The following is an 18549-nucleotide window of genomic DNA, read 5'->3' as shown; positions in this document are numbered from 1 at the left end:
CGCGGCAGAAGCTGACCCTGCGGTCGAAGCGGCCTCTTCGGCTGAAGCGGTCCCCGCGGTGGAAGCGGTCCCCGCGGTGGGAGCGGCCTCCTCGGGGGAAGGCCGAGGGCGGGCTCAGCCCCGTTCGCTCGTCCAGTGGCTCCGCCCGAGGCTGATGATCCGCATCCGCAGCCTGGCCGCGCGGATGATCTGTGCCCTGGCCGCCGGGTCGTCCTGCGGCGCCTCCATGACGGCGGCGGCCGTCATCACCATGTGGTCGACGTAGAGCCCGGCAAGCACCCGCAGGTCGGCAGGGCTCCATCCCGCCGACGCCGGCTGTGCGGCGAGCCCCGCCGCCACCTCGTCGGTGAAGCGCCCCAGTTCGGCGGCGATGGCCTCGCGCACGGCCTGCACCCCGCCGTACCGCTCCCGCGCGATGAAGCGGATGTGCGCCCGGTGCTCGTCCGCGTAGGCGGCGGTGATCGCCACCGTGCGGTCGATCAGCTCGTCCGAGTCCTGGCCGCCGGCCGCCATCGCGTCCCTGATCACCGCATGCAGGCTGCCCAGCGCCTCGCCGACCAGGGCCACGCCCAGCGCGGCCATGTCGGGGAAGTGCCGGTAGAAGGCGGCGGGCGCGACCCCGACGGCCCGGGTGACCTCGCGCAGCCCCAGGCTGCTCAGGCTCTGCCGGTCGAGGAGCCGCAGTCCGGCGTCCAGCAGCGCCTGCCGCGTCTGCTCCTTCCGGACCTGCCGGACCCCTGATGTGTGACTCATGTCATTCAGTAAACAACCGTTCTCCCAGTCTCGCCACTGTAGAGTCGGACTCAGTGAACAAGTGTTATCCGAAATCCCGAACTCCTCGGAGGTGCAGCCGATATGAGCCTCGTCGTCCTCCTGCTGGGCATCGGTGTCGTGATGGGCACCAGCGCCCACATCTCGCTGACCGCATTCACCGTCGCGTCCGCCGCCATCGCGGCCTGGCTGCTCGCCTTCGCGGTGCGCGAGGCCGTCGCCCGGCACCGCGGCTGACCGGTGCGCGGCACCATGTGCGCACTCGGCAGCCCGAACACCGACCGACCGCCCACCCCGACGTTCCCGGAGAGGACACCGTGAACACCGCAGCCCAGCCGGCCGCGACCGGCACACCTGCCGCGCCCACCCGTGACGCCGACGGCATGGCCGTCGCCTCCTTCCTGCTCGGCCTGCCAGGCCTGCTGGTCCTCAACCTGGTGCTCGGCCCGGCCGCGATCGTGCTGGCGCTCAGCGCGCTGGCCCGCGGCACCCGCCGCCGGGGCCGCGCGCTGCTCGGCCTCGCCCTCGGCGTCGCGGGCCTGGCGATCCAGCTCGCGCTGACGGTGGCGGGGCACGGCGTGCTCTGGTCCTTCGGCTGACCCGGCGACCGCCCGCAACGCGCGAGGGAGGCCCGGCCGATCGGCCGGGCCTCCCTCGCGCGTCAACGGGTCAGCTCAGATCGATGCCCGGGTAGAGCGGGAAACCGGACAGCAGGTCCGACGCCCGCTTGGCCACCTGGTCGGCGACGCCCGCGTCCAGCACGTGGTGCGCCTTCGACAGGCCGCCCTTGGGCGCCGCCGCGGCCGTCGTCCCCGACAGCACGGTGTCGATGAGCCCGGCGATCTCGTCCATCTCCTGCGCGCCCAGGCCGCGGGTGGTCAGCGCCGGGGTGCCGATCCTGATGCCCGAGGTGTACCAGGCGCCGTTCGGGTCCTGCGGCACCGAGTTGCGGTTGGTGACGATGCCCGCGTCCAGCAGCGCCGCCTCGGCCTGCCGGCCCGTCAGGCCGTAGCCGGACACGTCGATGAGCACCAGGTGGTTGTCGGTGCCGCCGGTGACCAGCTTCGCGCCCCGGGTGAGCAGGCCCTCGGCCAGCGCCCGCGAATTGTCCACGATCCGGTGCGCGTACGCGCCGAACTCCGGCCGGGACGCCTCGGCCAGCGCGACCGCCTTCGCCGCCATCACGTGCGGCAGCGGGCCGCCGAGCACCATCGGGCAGCCCCGGTCGACGTGCTCGGCCAGCGAGTCGTCGCACAGCACCATGCCGCCGCGCGGGCCGCGCAGCGACTTGTGGGTGGTGGTCGTGACGATGTTCGCGTGCGGTACCGGGTCGAAGTCGCCGGTCAGCACCTTGCCTGCCACCAGGCCCGCGAAGTGGGCCATGTCGACCATCAGGGTCGCGCCCACCTCGTCGGCGATCTCCCGCATGATGCGGAAGTTGACCAGCCGCGGGTAGGCGGAGTAGCCGGCCACGATGATCAGCGGACGGAATTCGCGGGCCGTCGCGCGCAGCGCCTCGTAGTCCAGCAGCCCGGTCTCCGGGTCGGTGCCGTAGCTGCGCTGGTCGAACATCTTGCCCGAGATGTTGGGCCGGAAGCCGTGCGTGAGGTGGCCGCCGGCGTCGAGCGACATGCCCAGCATCCGCTGGTTGCCGAACTCGGACCGCAGCTGCGCCCAGTCCTGGTCCGACAGGTCGTTGACCTGCCGCACCCCGGCCCTGGCCAGCCCCGGCGTCTCCACCCGCTGGGAGAGCACCGCCCAGAAGGCCACCAGGTTGGCGTCGATCCCGGAGTGCGGCTGGGCGTAGGCGTGCGCGGCGCCGAAGACGTTGCGGGCGTGCTCCGCGGCCAGCGCCTCGACCGTGTCGACGTTGCGGCAGCCCGCGTAGAAGCGGCGGCCGACCGTGCCCTCGGCGTACTTGTCGCTGAACCAGTTGCCCATCGCCAGCAGCACGGCGGGGGAGGCGTAGTTCTCGCTCGCGATCAGCTTGAGCATCTCGCGCTGGTCGGTCAGCTCGGCGGAGATGGCGTCGGCCACCCGCGGCTCGACCCCGCGGATCACCTCGAGCGCGCTGCGGAAGGCGATCGACTCGGTGCTGTACTGCTCGGCCATGGCGGTCCTCCGGTTCGTCTACGGGACGGCCCAGGCGCACGGCTCTTTGGTCACGACGAGCCGCTCCCCGATGGTTGACCCCATCCCAGCGCGCCAGTCACGGCTCACGCCGACCCTATCAATCCCCGGGTGCCGCCGGTCCTGCCCCTTCGGGGAAGGGCCGCGCGCGCCGGGTGTTTCATGGAGCCGCGGCCCGTGGAGGGCACGGCACGACGCAGGGAGCAGCATGCACCAGGACCCCGGCCCGCAGGACCGGTCCGAGCCAGGAGAGCCGGTACGCACCCGGGTGGCGCCGAACGGCACCGGAGTGATCGAGCTGGCGCGCCCGTCCGCACTGAACGCACTCGACCTCACGATGGTCCGCCTCATGACCCGCGCACTCACGGTGTGGCGGGACGACCCCGCCGTACGGTCTGTGGTCGTCCGCAGCGCCTCGCCCAAGGCGTTCTGCGCCGGCGGCGACATCCTGGCGATGCGGTCGGCGGGCATGGCAGGCGACGACGCCGCGGTCCGTGCGTACTTCTCCGCCGAGTACGCCCTCGACGCGCTGATCGCCCGCTACCCCAAGCCGTACACCGCCCTGATCGACGGCTACGCGATGGGCGGCGGCCTGGGCATCTCCGTGCACGGCTCGGCGCGGGTGGTGACGGAACGCGCGTCCCTGGCCATGCCGGAGACCGCCATCGGCTTCTTCCCCGACATCGGCGCGAGCCACTTCCTGCCCCGGCTGCCGGGCGCGTTCGGCTGGTATCTGGGGCTGACCGGGGCGCGGGTCACCGGGCCGGCCGCCGTGGCCTGCGGGCTTGCCACGCACCACGTGCCCGCCTGCGACCTGCCCGCGCTCGAGGCCGCGCTGACCGGCGACGGCGGGGAGGGCGACCCGGGGCCGGTCCTGCGGCGCTTCGCGGTGCCGCCGCGGCCGGGGGACGCGCACGAGCACGCGGACGCGATCGCCCGCTGCTTCTCGGCGCCCGACCTCGCAGGGGTGCGGGCCCGGCTGGCCGCCGAGACGCGGGCGGGCGACTGGGCGGACGACACGCTCGCCCTGCTGGACGCGGCCTCGCCCGCGAGCCTTGCCGTCACCTTCGGCCTGCTGCGGGCAGGTGCGGGGTCGACCCTGGAGGAGTGCCTGGAGCGCGAGTTGGACCTGGCGTGCCACACCGCCCGTACCGCCGACTTCCACGAGGGTGTGCGGGCCGCACTCGTCGACAAGGACCGCAAGCCCCGCTGGCCGTCCGCCGGGCAGAGGTGACCTTTTGCTGCTCAGAATGTGAGATGGCAGTTTCACCATGCGGACCGCGGGCGTAGCGTGACCGTGAACTCGCCGGGCCTCGGCGGGAAGTGACGACGACAGGAGCACCCCGCGATGCCTCGGGAATGGGACGCGAAGGCCTATGACGCGCTGCCGCTGCCGCACCTCGACTGGGGCCGGCGCACCCTGGCGCGCCTGCCGCTCACGGGGGACGAGCGAGTGCTCGACGCCGGCTGCGGCACCGGCCGCGACACCGAGGGGCTGCTCGACCTGCTGCCGGACGGCCGGGTGGTGGCGGTGGACGGCTCCGTCCGCATGCTGGACAAGCTGCGCGACCGGCTGGCCGGCAGGCTCGACCGGGTCGAGGTGGTGCACGCCGACCTGACCCGGCCGCTGCCCTTCGACGGCGAGGTCGACGCGGTGTTCAGCGTCGCCGCCTTCCACTGGATCGAGGACCACGCAGCCCTCTTCTCCGCGCTGGCCGCCCGGCTGCGACCCGGCGGCCGCCTGGTCGCCGAGTGCGGCGGCAGGGGGAACATCGCGGCGGTCAACGCGGCCGTCGCCGACGTCCTCGGCGGCGCACCGGACATGTGGGACTTCGCCGGCGCCGACGACACCCGGCAGCGCCTCGCCGCGGCCGGCTTCACCGACATCGAGGTGGCGCTGCGGCCCGCGCCCGCCAGGTTCGAGCCGGGCGGGCAGTTCGAGGCGTATCTGGCCACGGTGATCCTGGGCGCCCATCTGGACGCGATGCCGGACGCCGACCGCGATCCGTTCGTCCGCGCGGTCGCCGGCCGTCTCGCCGAGCCGGTCGCGGACTACGTACGGCTGGAGATCTCGGCGACCCGGGCGTGATCGGCGACAGCTCAACCGGTTGAGCGCGCGGGGCGGATCCAGGCCCTGCCTGGCCGTGCCCGAGCGGGTTGTGCGTTGTTAAGGTGTGCGGGCTGATCACTCCCACCGCCAGCCGAACCCGTCGTTCACGGCCCGCGGGCCGCCCTGCCGTATCGAGGCCGACATGAGCCCCAAGAAGCGTCCCACCATCGCCGACATCGCCGAGGCCGCCGGTGTGTCCAAGGGCGCCGTGTCCTACGCGCTCAACGGCAAGGCGGGCGTGTCCGAGGTGACCAGGGCCAGGATCCTGGAGATCGCCGCGCGGATGGGCTGGCACCCCAGCAGCGCCGCCCGAGCGCTGTCCGACGGGCGCAGCGGCGCGATCGGCCTGGTGGTGGACCGGCCGGCCTGGGTGCTGGGCATCGAGCCGTTCTTCATGCAGCTGATCTCCGGCGTCGAGGCGGGCCTCGCCCCGACCGGCACCGCGCTGCTGCTCCAGGTCACCGACGACACCAGGGCGGAAGAGGTCGCCTACCGGCGCTGGTGGGGGGAGCGCAGGGTCGACGGGGTGCTGATCGTCGACCTGCGCGAGCAGGACCACCGGCTCGGCCTGGTCGCCGAACTCGGCCTGCCCGCGGTCGTGATCGGGCACGCGGCCGTCACCTCGGGGGTGCCGTCGGTGTGGATCAACGACGCCGCGGCGGTGCGCGAGACGCTGGCCTACCTGGCCGCGATGGGGCACCGCAGGATCGCCCGGGTCGCGGGCCCCGCGCACTTCGTGCACACCAGGGAGCGCGGCGAGGCCTTCGACGCCGCCACCGCGGAACTCGGCCTCGACGGCGTGCCCTGCGTCTACACCGACTACTCGGGCGAGGACGGCGCGCGGGCCACCCGGCGCCTGCTGTCCGGGTCGCTGCGGCCCACCGCGATCGTCTACGACAACGACGTGATGGCGGTGGCCGCGCTGAGCGTCACCCAGGAGATGGGCGTGTCGGTGCCCGGCGAACTCTCGCTCGTCGCCTGGGACGACAGCGAGCTGTGCCGGCTGGTGCACCCCGCGCTGACCGCGGTCAGCCGCAGGGTCATGGAGTACGGCGAGCGGGCCGCCACCGCGCTCCTCTCGCTGATCGACGGCACCCCCGTCCCCGACATCCTGCTCCCGCCGCCCGCCCTCGTCCCCCGCGGCAGCACCGCGCCCTGCGGCTCCTGGCCCCAGTCCTAGGGCCTGCCCTGAGGGACCACTGGCCGGCCGGCGCCTCGGCGCCTTCTGCCGCCGCGCCTGAGGTGGGGCGCGGTCGCCGGCCGTGTCGCTGAAGCGGTCAACCACCCTTCGTTACATGGTGTTTCACGACGGCGCCCGCCGTTCGATCCCTTGACGGCCGTGATGCGCGCTAGTTAAATCACGTCGCGATATAAGTCGTGAAACAAGGTGTGAAACAAGCGTGCGGACCCCCTCGCCGCATGCTCAGCCATGTCAGGCCCATGCCATCGTGCCGAGAAAGGCAACGACCCATGAGCGCAGAAACCCGGCCCCACACGGGCAGATCCTCCGGATCCCGGCTGCGACGCATCATCGTCGGGACGCTCACCGCCGCAGCCGCGGCGGTCACCCCCATGCTCGCCGTACCCGCGACCGCGCACGCGGCGGGCGAGAGCGTGCAGGTCTACCTCACCACCACCAGCGACTCGGGCGGCCGCAACGTCGTCAAGGGCCTGGAGCAGCAGGCCCCGCTGTCCTTCGCCGCCGGCACCGGAGGTTCCGGCCAGAACGTGACGGTGGACGAGGCCACCCGATACCAGCAGTTCACCGGCGGCGGCGCGTCGTTCACCGACACCGCGGCCTGGCTGATGAACAGCAGCGGCGCCCTTTCGGCGTCGACCCGCAACACCGTCATGCAGAAGCTGTTCGACCCGGTGAACGGGATCGGCCTCGGCTTCCTGCGCAACCCCATGGGCGCGTCGGACCTGGCGCGCGGCAACTACACGTACGACGACATGCCCGCGGGCCAGACCGACCCGGGCCTGGCGCACTTCTCCATCGCCCACGACCTGGCCGACGTCGTCCCGCTCACCAAGCAGGCGCGGCAGCTCAACCCGAACGTCAAGGTCATGGCCACGCCGTGGACCCCGCCGCCGTGGATGAAGGACAACGACGCCTACAGCCAGGGCTGGCTGGAGTCGCAGTACTACGCGGCCTACGCGCAGTACTTCGTCAAGTACCTCCAGGCCTACCAGGCGCAGGGCGTCCCGGTGGACTACATCACCGTGCAGAACGAGCCGACCTGCTGCAACGGCTACCCGTCGGCGCAGTGGAACGGCGCGGGCCTGGCCTACTTCACCAAGACCAACCTGCTGCCCGCACTGCACGCGGCGGGGCTGCCCACCAAGGTCCTCGCGCTCGACTGGAACTGGGACACCTACGACAGCTACGCGGCCCCCACGGTCACCGACGCCGCCGTGCGCAACGACCCCAACTTCGGCGGGATCGCCTGGCACGGCTACGGCGGCAGCGTCGGCGAGCAGACCACGATCCACAACCAGTACCCGACCCTCCCCGCCTTCGACACCGAGCACTCCGGTGGCACCTGGATCGCCAACCAGCAGAAGGAGGACATGGAGAACCTGATCGACTACACCCGGAACTGGGGCCAGAGCTGGGTCAAGTGGAGCCTGGCGGTCGATCAGAACATGGGCCCGCACAACGGCGGTTGCGGCACCTGCACCGGCCTGATCACCGTGCACAACGGTGACGGCCGCAGCGGGCAGGTGGACTACACGATCGAGTACTACACGATGGGCCAGCTCACCAAGTTCGTGAAGCCCGGCGCCACCCGGATCGCCTCCACCGACAACTCCACGGTCCGCAACGTCGCCTGGCGCAACCCCGACGGCTCCAAGGCGCTCATCGCCTACAACGAGTCGTCCTCCGCGCAGACCCTCCGGGTCAACTGGGGCAACGAGAACTTCTCCTACTCGCTGCCCGGCGGCGCCTCCGCCACCTTCACCTGGGCCGGCACGCCCGGCACCGGCGGCGGCACCGGGGGCGGCCACACCGGGACCATCACCGGCTACGGCGGCAAGTGCGTCGACGTCGCAGGCTCGGCGTCCACCAACGGTGCCGCCGTGCAGCTCTACGACTGCAACGGCACCTCCGCCCAGTCCTGGACCGCGTCGGGAAGCACCCTCCAGGCGCTCGGCAAGTGCATGGACGTCGCGGCCGCCGGTACCGCCAACGGCACCACGGTGCAGCTGTACGACTGCAACGGCACCGGCTCGCAGGTCTGGACCCGCGGGGCGAACAGCACCCTGGTCAACCCGCAGTCCGGCAGATGCCTGGACGCGACCGGGCCGAGTTCCGCCAACGGCACCAGGCTCCAGATCTGGGACTGCACCGGAGCCGCCAACCAGCAGTGGAGCGCGCCGGCCGCGTGATCCGCTGACCCCCTGAACGGCCGGTACGCGGACCTCTCACCGCGGTCGGCCTCGCCGAAGGAAGAGGAAGAGGGCCGCCGGTCCGCGCAGCCAGCGCGGGCCGGCGATCCGGCATGTCCCGGGGCGGTACGAAGGCCGGGACCCGAGGCCGGGGCAGACGGTCGGGAGGCCGCGGCCCGGCGATCGGGAAGGCGTCCGGAGTCCTCGGCCCCCGGGGGCCGGGAGGCCCTGGCCGGCTGAGGCCGGCCGGGAGGCCCGGGATGGCGCACTCCGCCGTCGACAGCTGTTTGTCAGACGTTGACCCAGGTGGCCGTGTGCTGATGGGACGCGGCAGCCCTCGCCGCCTAACCTGGTGGAGCGTCCGCTTCCGGTCGGCCGCACCGCCCACCCCGCCCGTACCGCCCGGCCCTGACCCGCGCCCTGGCACGCCTTGCCAGGACCGCTGTCCCGCTCCCTGCGGCGCCCCACTGCCGTGCCCCACGCGACGAGGAGTCCCCGTGTCCATCGCCCGCAGCGAGGGTGTCGGCTGGCAGCGTGCTTCCGTGCGGTCGATGGCGGTGCTGGTGCCGGTGGCCGTCGTCGCGGTGGTGGTGGCCGGCAAGTGGCCGATGATCGACTCCTCCGCGGGCCGGCTGGGCTCCGCGGACGGCGAGTGGCTGGCGGTCGCCTGCTTCGCCGCCTTCATGACCTGGGTCTGCTCGGCCACCGCCCAGCAGGGCGCCGTGGTCGAACGGCTGCCGCCGGGGCTGCTGCTTGCCGCGCAGTTCGCCGCCTCCGCGGCCAACCACATCCTGCCCGCGGGTGTCGGCGGCAATGCCGTCAACCTGCGGTTCCTGGTGCGCAGGGGGCTGAGCCCGAGCCGCTCCGTGGCGGCGCTGGCGGTCCGCGCCTGCGCCGCGGTGATCGGCCGGGTCGCCTTGCTGCTCGCCGTGCTGGCGCTCTTCCCCGGTGCGCTGCACCTGCACCGGGTCACCGGCGGCGGGCCCGAGGTCCCCGACCATCCGCTGGTGATCGCCGGGGTGGCCGCGGCGATCGTGGCGGGCGGCGTGGTGCTGACCCGGTGCGCCCGCCGGCTGCGGGACCGGCTGCGGGACTTCCTCGGGTCCGTCGCGCGCGACGTCCGGGTGCTGCACGGCAACCGGTCCCGGGTGGCGGCGCTGTGGGGAGGCTCGCTCGCCTTCCCCGCCATGCACGCCGCCGTCCTGGTCTCGGTGGTGCGGGCGGTGCATGCGCCGGTGCCGGTGAGCGGGGTCGTGGTGGCGTACCTCTTCGCCAGCACCGCCGCCGGCTGGCTGCCCACTCCGGCCGGTCTCGGGTCGCTGGACGCCGCCCTCGGCCTGGCGCTGGTGACCGCGGGGGCCTCCGCGGTCGCCGCCACTTCCGCCGTCCTGGGCTACCGGCTGGTGACGGCCTGGCTGCCGCTGGTGCCGGGGGTTCTGGTGCTGGCGGTGCTGGTGCGACGGCGCGAACTGTGAGGGTCCCGCGGGAAGTTCTTGGTACAGACCTTTGCCGGAAGTATTGACGCCACTTCCCCCCGCCATTTAAATCACGTCCTGAACTAAGACGTGAGCGAAGTTCGCCCCGGGGGACGGCAATCCGCCCGGGCGCGATCCGGCTCGCCCTCTGTCAGGAGCATGACCTCCCCTTGTGCTCCGGCCCGTGTTTCCGCCGCCCCTACCGAGGAGTCCGGCATGTCGGCATCACCCCCCACCCGACGGATCAGACGGATACGCCCCCTCCCGCTGCTGGCCGCGGCCGCCCTGCTGCTCGGCGGCCTGCTCCAGCAGTCCGCGTCCGGCGCGCGCGGCGCCGCCCCCGAAGCGGCACCCGCGGCCGCCACCGCCACCTTCACCGACGACTTCAACGGCCCCGCAGGCAGCGCGGTCGACGGCTCCAAATGGGGCTACGAGACCGGTGACAACGTCAACAACCACGAGCGCGAGTACTACACCAGCGGCACCCACAACGCCGCCCTCGACGGCCAGGGCGACCTGGTCATCACCGCCCGCAAGGAGAACCCGGCCAACTACCAGTGCTGGTACGGCACCTGCCAGTACACCTCGGCCCGGCTGTCGACACCGCAGAAGTTCAGCCAGGCCTACGGCCACTTCGAGACGCGGATGAAGCTCCCGCGCGGCCAGGGCATGTGGCCGGCGTTCTGGATGCTCGGCGGCGGCAACTGGCCGACCGACGGCGAGATCGACATCATGGAGAACGTCGGCTTCGAGCCCGGCAGCGTCCACGGCACCATCCACGGCCCCGGCTACTCCGGCGCGAACGGCATCGGCGCCGGATACACGCTCCCCAACGGGCAGAGCTTCTCCGACGCCTTCCACACCTTCGCCGTCGACTGGGCGCCCAATTCGATCAAGTGGTCGGTGGACGGCAACGTCTACGAGACCCGCACCCCCGCCGACCTCAACGGCAACCGCTGGGTGTACGACCACCCGTTCTACCTGATCATGAACCTGGCCGTCGGCGGCTACTGGCCCGGCGACCCGAACAGCGCCACCACCTTCCCGCAGCAGCTCGTGGTCGACTACGTGCATGTGACCACCTCCGACAGCTCGGGCGGCACCGGTGGCAGCACCGGGGGCGGCACGGGCGGCGGCGGCCACGCCATCACCGGCATCGCGGGCAAGTGCGTCGACGTCGCGGGCGCGAGCACCGCCAACGGCGCCGCGGTGCAGCTCTACGACTGCAACGGCACCTCGGCGCAGTCCTGGACGGTCGGCTCCGACGGCACGATCAGGGCGCTCGGCAAGTGCCTCGACGTGACCGCGGCCGGCACGGCGGACGGCACGAAGGTCCAGCTCTACGACTGCAACGGCAGCAACGCCCAGAAATGGGCCGTCAGCGCCGCCCACGACATCGTCAACCCCGCGGCGAACAAGTGCCTCGATGCGACAGGCAACAGCTCGGCCAACGGCACCAGGCTCCAGATCTGGACCTGCACCGGCGCCGCCAACCAGAAGTGGACCGTGACCGGCTGATGAGAAGACAACACTCCCTCGCGCTCGTCGCGGCCCTCGCGGCCGGCACCCTGGGCACCTTCGGCATCACCCAGGCCTCAGGCGCCGACCCGTCCGGCGCGATCACCGGCTACGGCGGCAAGTGCGTCGACGTCGCGGGCGCGAGCACCGCCAACGGCGCCGCGGTGCAGCTCTACGACTGCAACGGCAGCTCCGCGCAGTCCTGGACCGTGGGCTCCGACGGCACGATCAGGGCGCTCGGCAAGTGCATGGACGTCACCGCCGCGGGCACCGCCAACGGTACGAAGGTCCAGCTCTACGACTGCAACGGCAGCAACGCCCAGAAGTGGACCGCGAGCGGCGGCCAGCTGGTCAACACCGGCTCCGGACGCTGCCTGGACGCCACGGGACCCAGTTCCGCCAACGGCACCAGGCTGCAGATCTGGGACTGCACCGCCGCCGCCAACCAGAAGTGGACGCTGCCCACCGGCGGCGGCACGCCCCCGACCAGCCCGCCGCCCGCGAACGGCGTGCAGGCGGTGGCACCGTACCTCTACAACGGCTGGGGCAACCCGCCCGACCCGACCACCGTCATGAACGCCACCGGCGTGAAGTGGTTCACCCTCGCCTTCGTGCTCAGCAACGGCACCTGCAACCCGCAGTGGGACGGCGGACGCCCGCTGACCGGCGGCGTCGACCAGGCCACCATCAACAAGGTCAGGGCCGCGGGCGGCGACGTGATCCCGTCCTTCGGCGGCTACAGCGGCAACAAGCTGGAGCAGTCCTGCACCAGCGCGAGCGCGCTGGCCGGGGCCTACCAGAAGGTGATCAGCGCCTACGGGCTGCGGGCCATCGACATCGACATCGAAGCCGACGCCTACAGCAACGGGACCGTCCAGCAGCGCACCGTCGACGCGCTCAAGACCGTCAAGGCGAACAACCCCGGCATCGCCGTCTACGTCACCATCGGCACCGGGCAGAGCGGCCCCGACGCCGGTCTGATCAACAAGGCGGCCGCCTCCGGCCTGACCGTCGACAGCTGGACGATCATGCCCTTCGACTTCGGCGGCGCGGGCCAGAACATGGGCACCCTCACCACCAGGGCCGCGGACGGCCTGAAGAACGCGGTGAAGAACGCCTACGGCTACACCGACGACCAGGCCTACCGGCACAGCGGCATCTCCTCGATGAACGGCATCACCGACAACAACGAGACCGTCACCGTGGCCGACTTCCGGACCATCCTTGCGTACGCGCAGACCCACCACCTGGCCCGGCTGACCTTCTGGTCGGCCAACCGGGACCGGCCCTGCTCCGGCGCCTACCCCAATGACGACACCTGCTCGGGTGTCTCGCAGCAGGCCTGGGACTTCACCCGCACCTTCGCCCAGTACGGCGGGTGACACCCCGGCAACAGCACTCCGCCCCCGGCCGTGTAGGCATGGTTCCCGCGATGCACCATGCGACGACGGCCGGGAGCGGAGGCAGCACGCCATGACAGGCAGTAAGGAACCCGTCGGCGGCGACGGGCGGGGGCGGGTCCTGGTGGTCGACGACGACGCCGCCATCCGCCGCTCCCTCGGCCGCGCCCTGCGGCTGCGCGGCTTCACCGTCGGCGAGGCCGACGGCGGCGCCGCCGCGCTCGACCTGCTCCGCGGCCCCACCGCCCCCGACGTGCTGGTGCTGGACATCTCGATGCCGGGCATCGACGGCATCGAGGTCTGCCGCACCCTGCGCGCCACGGGCGACGACCTGCCGGTGCTGGTGCTCTCCGCCCTCGACGAGGTCGCCGACCGCGTCGCAGGACTCCAGGCGGGCGCCGACGACTACCTGGTCAAGCCCTTCGCGCTCGAGGAGCTGGTGCTGCGCCTCGGAGCGCTGCTGCGCCGCCGCCCGCCCCGCCCCGACGACCAGGTGCGCGCCTGCGGCCTCGTCCTCGACCCGGCCGCAAGGACCGCCACCAGGGACGGCGACCCGCTCGACCTGACCCGGCGCGAGTTCGAGCTGCTGGAGACGCTGGCCCGCAACACCGGCATCGTCCTCACCCGCGACCAGCTGCTCGACCGGGTGTGGGGCTACGACTTCGAGGTGCGCACCGACGCCGTCGACACCTTCGTCAGCTATCTGCGGCGCAAGCTGGAGGCCGGCGGCCGGCCCCGGATCCTGCACACCGTACGCGGCGTCGGGTTCGTCCTGCGCCCCGGCGACGGCGGCGGGAGCGGCACATGAGACTCTCCGCCCGCATCGCCCTGGCCGTCGCCGTCGTCGTGCCGCTGCTGGTCCTCGGCTCCGGCTGGATCATGGTCCGGCTGGTCGGCCGGGACGTGCACTCAGCGGGCGACGCCCACCTGCGCGAACGCGCCGCCGCCGTGCGCCCCGCGGCTCTCGGGCTGCTGCGGGCGATGGCCAACGACCGCCCGGCGAGCGTCGAACAGGCCAAGCAGCGCAAGCTGTTCACCACGGCGCTCGACGTCGGCATCCGGGTGGCGGGTCCCGACGGCACGGTCACCGGCGGCCCGCAGCCCGCCGCGTCCGTCACCCTGCCCCCGGCGCAGGACGCCGCCCGCCCGGTCACCGTCGCGGCGGGACCGCGGAGCTGGCGGGTGCTGGCCGTGCCGCTCACCGCGGTGAGGCCGGACGCGACCGGCACCCTCTGGCTGTTCTCCACCGACGCCGCCGGCCAGCGGCAGATCGCCCAGGTACGCCGCCGGGTGCTCACCGTCGCCCTGCTGACCGCGCCGGCCGCCGGCCTCGCCGCGTGGCTGGCCGCCGTACGCCTGGCACGCCCGCTGCTCGCACTCCAGCGCAGGGCCGCCGGCATCGACCCGCGGACCAGCGCCGCGCGGCTCGACCACGCCCCTACCGGCGTCCCCGAGGTCGACGGCCTGGCCCGCACCCTGGAGACCGTCCTGGCCCGCTACGACGAGCAGGCCGCCCGTACCGCAGAAGCCCTGGTCACCGCCAGGTCCTTCTCCGCCGCCGCGTCCCACGAACTGCGCACCCCGCTGATGAGCATGCGGATCAACCTCGACGTCCTCGACGGCGACCCGGCACCCGAGGGCGCGGAACGCGCGGAGGTCGTCGCCGACCTGCGGGCCGGCCACGAACGGCTGCTCGGCCTGCTGGTGATGCTGCGCACCCTCGCACAGGGCGACCTGGTCGAGGCCGACGCCTTCGTGCCCGTCGACCTCGCGGAGCTCCTCGACTCGGCGGTGCGCGACCTGCGCCGCGACCACCCGGCGGCCAGGATCACCGCCGACGCGGCGGGTCCCTGCGTCGTACGCGCCTGGCCGCAGGGCCTGCGCTCCGCCGTCGACAACCTGCTGGTCAACGCGATCGTGCACGGATCGGGCCCGGTCGAGGCCACTCTGCGGCCCGCCCCTGACGGCACCGCCGTACGGCTGACCGTCGGCGACCACGGGCCCGGTGTGCCGCCCGAGGCCGCGAGCGCCGTCTTCACCCGCTTCCGGCGCCGCCCCGACAGCCCCGGATCAGGCCTCGGCCTGGCCCTGGTCGGCCAGCAGGCCGCGCTGCACAGCGGTACCGCCACCGTGACCGGCCGCCCGGACGGCGCGCCCGGCGCCTGGTTCGTCCTCGACATCCCCCACATGGCGCAGGGCCCCGACCTGCCCCGCCGGCGCGACTGGCTCACCGCGGACGCCGCCGTGCCCGCGGGGCCACAAGGTTTCCACAAAGACCGCTCCTAGCCTCCGGCGAAACCGGCACCGCGCAGCAGCCGGTGCCGTCACCGAGGAGGTCAACCATGCGCACCACCCGTACCGCGGTCGCCGTCACCGCGGCGGCCGCGGCCCTGCTCACCGCGGCCGGGACCGCCGCAGCCGACACCGCCACCCCCAAGCCCTCCGCGTCGGCCCCCGCGACCGGCAAGGCGCCGACCGGGGACGGCGCCCGCGCGCTGTGCAAGCGGCTGCCGCAGGTCGACGCGCACATCGACCGGGCACTGGCCCGGCTCAACGGCCCGGCCACCGAGCGCGGCTCCATCGCCCGGGTCCAGCAGCGGATCGCCAACGCCGACGCCAAGGGCGACACGGCCGTCTCGACCTTCCTCAAGGACCGGCTGGCCTTCCGCCAGTCGCTGCTCCCCAGCCTCAACAAGCGCTCCACCGACCTCGGCGCCGTACGCACCTGGTGCGGCACGCAGGACTTCCCGGCCAAGGGCGCCAAGAAGGGCAAGACCAAGTGAGCCGGGCGCACCGGCGGGCGCTCGCCCTGCTGCCGGCCGGAGCCCTGGCCGCGCTGCTGCTCACCGGCTGCGGCAGCCACGGCAGCGCGGCCGGCACCCCGGGCAGCACCTCGCCGGCCCCGGCCGCGTCGGAGATCGCCCACATGCAGAAGCTGCTGGACGACGCTGACTCCGCAGCCTCGGCGGCCGACTCCGACGCCGCATCCGACAACTGACCCCCGCCGCCCCGCCCGGCCCACCCGGAGCCGCACACCCGCCGCGCCACCGGCCCGGCTCCGGGGCGGCCGGCCCCGGTGGTTTCGCCTCCCGGCCGGGTGGGGCTGCCGGGGCGTCGTGGCTGCTAGCCGCGGGCGGACCGGCTGGCGTTCCTCCCGGCCGCCGGGCCGGCCCGGGAACGCGCGGGTCGGTGCAGGAGCGAAGGCGAGGGCTACTTCGCGTCCGCGTAGCGCTGCACGGCGTGGGTCTCCAGCGGGAAGGGCACCGGAGTGGCGCCGAAGACCAGTCGGCTGGCCTCGCCGGCTGCCGCAGCGACCGCGGACTCCACGGCGGGGGCGAGGCCGGCCGGGGTGTGCACGACCACCTCGTCATGCTGGAAGAACACCAGCCGCGGCGCGGGATCGATCGCGGCCAGCTCGCGGCGCAGCGCCGCGAGCATGGCCAGCGCCCAGTCCGCGGCGCTTGCCTGGATCACGAAATTCCGGGTGAAGCGGCCCCAGGACCTGGCCGCCCTGCGATCGGGGGAGGCCCCCTCGGCCGGGTCCGCCGTCTCGTCCACGAACCTTTCCGCCGAGGGTGCGGGCGAGGTACGGCCGAGCTGCGAGCGGACGATCCCGCCCGCCTCACCGGTACGGGCCGCGGCCTCCACCAGCGCGAGCGCGACCGGGAAACGTTTCCGCATCACCGCGAGGAGCTGCCCCGCCTCACCGCTGGTCTGGCCGTACATGGCGGCCAGCAGGGCGATCTTGGCCCGCGGCCGGTCCCCGGAGAAGGCGTCACGGGCCACCGCCGTGTACAGGTCGCCGCCGGCCGCGGCCCGGGCCAGGCCCTGGTCGCCTGACATCGCGGCCAGCACCCGGGGCTCCAGCTGGCCGGCGTCCGCGACCACCAGCAGATGGCCGGGGTCGGCGACGACGGCGGCCCGCAGCGGGCGGGGGATCTGGAGCGCCCCGCCGCCCCTGGTCGCCCAGCGCCCCGACACCACACCGCCGACCACGTACTCCGGCCGGAAGCGGCCGTCGCGCACCCACGCCTCACGCCACGCCCAGCCGTGCGCGGCATGGATACGCGACAGCTCCTTGTAGCGCAGCAGCAACTCGGCCGCGGGGTGGTCGACCCTGCGCAGCTCGTGCGAACGGGTCGAGGGCAGCTGCACCCCGACCCGCGCGAAGGCGGGCAGCAGCTGGGCGGGGGAGTCGGGGTTGACCGGGCGGCCCAGCTCGTCCTGGATGCGCTGCGCCAGCTCCCCGAGCCTGGCGGGCCTCGCACCGCCGGCCGGGCGCGGGCCGAGCAGCCCGGTCAGCACCTCGTCGTGTGCCCGCGCGCTCCACGGCAGGCCGTCCCTGCGCATCTCGACCGCGGCCAGCGCGCCCGCGGACTCCGCCGCGCACAGCAGCCGCATCCGGCCGGGGCGCTCTCCCACGGCGATCCGCCGCTGCTGGGCGGCGTGCACCTCGACCAGCGCGGTCAGCGGGTCGGTGCCGGGCGGCAGATGGTGCCGGTCCGCGGCGAACAGCACCGGCTGGTCACCGCCCCCGGACTCCGGCGCGTCCTGCGGCTCGGGCAGCCCGTGCAGCCGCGCCCACGCCGCCCCGAGCGAGCGGGGCCTGCCGTGCCTGCCCTCCTGGCCGAGCAGCAGCGACTCGACCAGCTTCACGTCATGGCAGCGTCCGACCCTTGCCCCGCCCCGGTCGAGCAGCCCCTGGTAGAGCTCCTCCGTCCCGCCCCACACCCAGCGGGGACGGGACGCGGCCTCGATCTTCCGCACCGCCCCGGCGAGATCGGCCACCACTTCGGAGCCGCCGACCCTCGCGCCGTCTTCACCGACCCCGCACAGCCTTCCGCCGCCGCCGACCGGATCGGCCACGACAGCCACCCGCCCGGCTCCGGCGTCCACGGCTCCACCCACTCCACGAGAGTAGGTCCGGCCACTGACAACGGCCGCAATGCCGGCACGGCCGGCAACCGACACGGTCGGCAACCGGCACGGCCGGCAACCGACACGGCCGGACGGCTGACGGCGGAGGCGGCCGGCCACGGAAGGACGGCCGACCACGGAGGGGCGGCCGGCTTCCCGACCGCCCGCGACAGAAGATCCGAGGGAGGCCTGTGAACCGAAGGATGACCGGCGGAGACAGAAGCCCTGGGGGAGGCCTGCGACCCGAAGGACGACCGGCGGAGGATGAGCGGTGAACGATGACCGGTGCACGATGACGGAACGCCGAAAAGCCCGGCGGCGCGTGGCGCCTGCCGGGCTCAGGGGCGGAGGTCAGCCCTGCTGCGCCTGGGCTTCCTCGACCGACTTGTGCACCTCGGCCATGTCCAGGGCGCGGGCCTGCGCGATGACGTCCTCGAGCGCGGGCTCGGGCAGCGCGCCGGGCTGGGCGAAGACCGCCACCTTGTCCCTGACGATCATCAGGGTCGGGATCGACTGGATCTGGAAGGCCGCGGCGAGCTCCGGCTGGGCCTCCGTGTCGACCTTCGCGAAGACCAGGTCCTGATGCTTCTCCGACGACTTGTCGTACACCGGCGCGAAGGACCGGCACGGACCGCACCAGGCGGCCCAGAAGTCGATGAGGACGAAGTCGTTGGCGGACACGACCTCGTCGAAGTTCTCCTTGGTCAGCTCCACAGTGCTCATGCCCCCCACAACGGGTGGCGGCTCCGGGAAATTCCGCGCCACTCCCGCCCTCATGTCACTCGTCCGAGTGATGCCGGGCGCGGGTCCATGGCGGGCGGCGCCGCGCACTCGTTGT

Annotated in this window: 17 protein-coding genes and 1 riboswitch; of the genes, 13 read left to right on the top strand and 4 right to left on the bottom strand. The window is 73.4% G+C overall.

Going from position 1 to position 18549, the window contains the following annotated elements:
- Nucleotides 1–114 precede the first annotated feature (114 nt).
- A complete protein-coding gene (locus tag ACGFMP_RS09630; RefSeq protein WP_393671462.1) occupies nucleotides 115–753 on the bottom strand; it encodes a TetR family transcriptional regulator in 639 nt (212 codons plus the stop codon).
- A gap of 102 nt (nucleotides 754–855) precedes the next feature.
- On the opposite strand from ACGFMP_RS09630, the gene ACGFMP_RS09625 reads away from it, so the two are divergent.
- Together ACGFMP_RS09625 and ACGFMP_RS09620 are read left to right on the top strand one after the other, a co-directional pair.
- Nucleotides 856–1008: a hypothetical protein gene (locus tag ACGFMP_RS09625; RefSeq protein ID WP_393671461.1), complete on the top strand. Its 153-nt coding sequence runs from the start codon at nucleotides 856–858 to the stop codon at nucleotides 1006–1008.
- 80 nt (nucleotides 1009–1088) lie between these two features.
- Nucleotides 1089–1370 (top strand): DUF4190 domain-containing protein, encoded by a 282-nt coding sequence (locus ACGFMP_RS09620; protein ID WP_393671460.1) that lies wholly within the window; start codon nucleotides 1089–1091, stop codon nucleotides 1368–1370.
- A 70-nt stretch (nucleotides 1371–1440) separates the two neighbouring features.
- Here the strand turns inward: ACGFMP_RS09620 and ACGFMP_RS09615 are convergent, their stop codons facing one another.
- Complete coding sequence (locus tag ACGFMP_RS09615) at nucleotides 1441–2883, bottom strand: glycine hydroxymethyltransferase (protein ID WP_393671459.1); 1443 nt, start codon at nucleotides 2881–2883, stop codon at nucleotides 1441–1443.
- Between the two features lie 21 nt (nucleotides 2884–2904).
- Nucleotides 2905–2994: riboswitch (ZMP/ZTP riboswitch) on the bottom strand.
- A gap of 115 nt (nucleotides 2995–3109) precedes the next feature.
- Here ACGFMP_RS09615 and ACGFMP_RS09610 point away from each other — a divergent pair.
- The 11 genes from ACGFMP_RS09610 (at nucleotide 3110) to ACGFMP_RS09560 (ending at nucleotide 15792) form a co-directional block, all read left to right on the top strand.
- Nucleotides 3110–4135 (top strand): enoyl-CoA hydratase/isomerase family protein, encoded by a 1026-nt coding sequence (locus ACGFMP_RS09610; protein WP_393671458.1) that lies wholly within the window; start codon nucleotides 3110–3112, stop codon nucleotides 4133–4135.
- Nucleotides 4136–4249: 114 nt separating this feature from the next.
- Complete coding sequence (locus tag ACGFMP_RS09605) at nucleotides 4250–4990, top strand: class I SAM-dependent methyltransferase (RefSeq protein ID WP_393671457.1); 741 nt, start codon at nucleotides 4250–4252, stop codon at nucleotides 4988–4990.
- Between the two features lie 163 nt (nucleotides 4991–5153).
- Nucleotides 5154–6191 (top strand): LacI family DNA-binding transcriptional regulator, encoded by a 1038-nt coding sequence (locus ACGFMP_RS09600; protein WP_393671456.1) that lies wholly within the window; start codon nucleotides 5154–5156, stop codon nucleotides 6189–6191.
- Between the two features lie 290 nt (nucleotides 6192–6481).
- Nucleotides 6482–8401, top strand: a complete 1920-nt coding sequence (locus ACGFMP_RS09595) for a ricin-type beta-trefoil lectin domain protein (RefSeq protein WP_393671454.1) — start codon at nucleotides 6482–6484, stop codon at nucleotides 8399–8401.
- A gap of 497 nt (nucleotides 8402–8898) precedes the next feature.
- On the top strand, nucleotides 8899–9876 hold the full coding sequence (locus tag ACGFMP_RS09590) for a YbhN family protein (RefSeq protein ID WP_393671453.1): 978 nt from the start codon (nucleotides 8899–8901) through the stop codon (nucleotides 9874–9876).
- A gap of 216 nt (nucleotides 9877–10092) precedes the next feature.
- The gene (locus tag ACGFMP_RS09585; RefSeq protein WP_393671452.1) at nucleotides 10093–11394 is read left to right on the top strand and encodes a ricin-type beta-trefoil lectin domain protein; all 1302 of its coding nucleotides are present in this window, start codon (nucleotides 10093–10095) and stop codon (nucleotides 11392–11394) included.
- Entirely contained in the window at nucleotides 11394–12776 is a 1383-nt protein-coding gene (locus ACGFMP_RS09580; RefSeq protein WP_393671450.1) for a ricin-type beta-trefoil lectin domain protein, read from the top strand. The genes ACGFMP_RS09585 and ACGFMP_RS09580 overlap by 1 nt, the downstream gene beginning before the upstream one ends.
- 91 nt (nucleotides 12777–12867) lie before the next feature.
- Nucleotides 12868–13602, top strand: coding sequence for a response regulator transcription factor (locus ACGFMP_RS09575; protein ID WP_393671449.1), 735 nt, complete (start codon nucleotides 12868–12870; stop codon nucleotides 13600–13602).
- On the top strand, nucleotides 13599–15080 hold the full coding sequence (locus ACGFMP_RS09570) for a sensor histidine kinase (RefSeq protein ID WP_393671448.1): 1482 nt from the start codon (nucleotides 13599–13601) through the stop codon (nucleotides 15078–15080). Before ACGFMP_RS09575 ends, ACGFMP_RS09570 begins: the two co-directional genes overlap by 4 nt.
- 56 nt (nucleotides 15081–15136) lie before the next feature.
- Nucleotides 15137–15577 (top strand): hypothetical protein, encoded by a 441-nt coding sequence (locus tag ACGFMP_RS09565; RefSeq protein ID WP_393671447.1) that lies wholly within the window; start codon nucleotides 15137–15139, stop codon nucleotides 15575–15577.
- On the top strand, nucleotides 15574–15792 hold the full coding sequence (locus ACGFMP_RS09560; protein ID WP_393671446.1) for a hypothetical protein: 219 nt from the start codon (nucleotides 15574–15576) through the stop codon (nucleotides 15790–15792). Before ACGFMP_RS09565 ends, ACGFMP_RS09560 begins: the two co-directional genes overlap by 4 nt.
- Nucleotides 15793–16004: 212 nt before the next feature.
- On the opposite strand, the gene ACGFMP_RS09555 is transcribed toward ACGFMP_RS09560, so the two are convergent.
- Both ACGFMP_RS09555 and trxA read right to left on the bottom strand, forming a co-directional pair.
- The gene (locus tag ACGFMP_RS09555) at nucleotides 16005–17702 is read right to left on the bottom strand and encodes a bifunctional 3'-5' exonuclease/DNA polymerase (RefSeq protein WP_393671445.1); all 1698 of its coding nucleotides are present in this window, start codon (nucleotides 17700–17702) and stop codon (nucleotides 16005–16007) included.
- Nucleotides 17703–18062: 360 nt separating this feature from the next.
- Nucleotides 18063–18434 carry a thioredoxin gene (gene trxA / locus ACGFMP_RS09550; protein WP_333769794.1) on the bottom strand — a complete coding sequence of 124 codons (372 nt, stop codon included), beginning with the start codon at nucleotides 18432–18434 and terminating at the stop codon, nucleotides 18063–18065.
- Nucleotides 18435–18549 lie beyond the last annotated feature (115 nt).

This window comes from Streptomyces sp. NPDC049040, from assembly GCF_043197715.1.
GTDB lineage: Bacteria > Actinomycetota > Actinomycetes > Streptomycetales > Streptomycetaceae > Actinacidiphila.
The sequence above is the reverse complement of the archived record's forward strand: the minus strand, read 5'-3'. Positions and strand labels throughout refer to the sequence as shown.

What these genes read in the sequence shown, in the direction of transcription:
- ACGFMP_RS09600 (WP_393671456.1), top strand. Translation starts at nt 5,154, where the DNA reads ATGAGCCCCAAGAAGCGTCCCACCATCGCCGACATCGCCGAGGCCGCC.
- ACGFMP_RS09595 (WP_393671454.1), top strand. Translation starts at nt 6,482, where the DNA reads ATGAGCGCAGAAACCCGGCCCCACACGGGCAGATCCTCCGGATCCCGG.
- ACGFMP_RS09565 (WP_393671447.1), top strand. Translation starts at nt 15,137, where the DNA reads ATGCGCACCACCCGTACCGCGGTCGCCGTCACCGCGGCGGCCGCGGCC.
- ACGFMP_RS09570 (WP_393671448.1), top strand. Translation starts at nt 13,599, where the DNA reads ATGAGACTCTCCGCCCGCATCGCCCTGGCCGTCGCCGTCGTCGTGCCG.
- ACGFMP_RS09605 (WP_393671457.1), top strand. Translation starts at nt 4,250, where the DNA reads ATGCCTCGGGAATGGGACGCGAAGGCCTATGACGCGCTGCCGCTGCCG.
- trxA (WP_333769794.1), bottom strand. Translation starts at nt 18,434, where the DNA reads ATGAGCACTGTGGAGCTGACCAAGGAGAACTTCGACGAGGTCGTGTCC.
- ACGFMP_RS09575 (WP_393671449.1), top strand. Translation starts at nt 12,868, where the DNA reads ATGACAGGCAGTAAGGAACCCGTCGGCGGCGACGGGCGGGGGCGGGTC.
- ACGFMP_RS09625 (WP_393671461.1), top strand. Translation starts at nt 856, where the DNA reads ATGAGCCTCGTCGTCCTCCTGCTGGGCATCGGTGTCGTGATGGGCACC.
- ACGFMP_RS09615 (WP_393671459.1), bottom strand. Translation starts at nt 2,883, where the DNA reads ATGGCCGAGCAGTACAGCACCGAGTCGATCGCCTTCCGCAGCGCGCTC.
- ACGFMP_RS09580 (WP_393671450.1), top strand. Translation starts at nt 11,394, where the DNA reads ATGAGAAGACAACACTCCCTCGCGCTCGTCGCGGCCCTCGCGGCCGGC.
- ACGFMP_RS09630 (WP_393671462.1), bottom strand. Translation starts at nt 753, where the DNA reads ATGAGTCACACATCAGGGGTCCGGCAGGTCCGGAAGGAGCAGACGCGG.
- ACGFMP_RS09610 (WP_393671458.1), top strand. Translation starts at nt 3,110, where the DNA reads ATGCACCAGGACCCCGGCCCGCAGGACCGGTCCGAGCCAGGAGAGCCG.
- ACGFMP_RS09585 (WP_393671452.1), top strand. Translation starts at nt 10,093, where the DNA reads ATGTCGGCATCACCCCCCACCCGACGGATCAGACGGATACGCCCCCTC.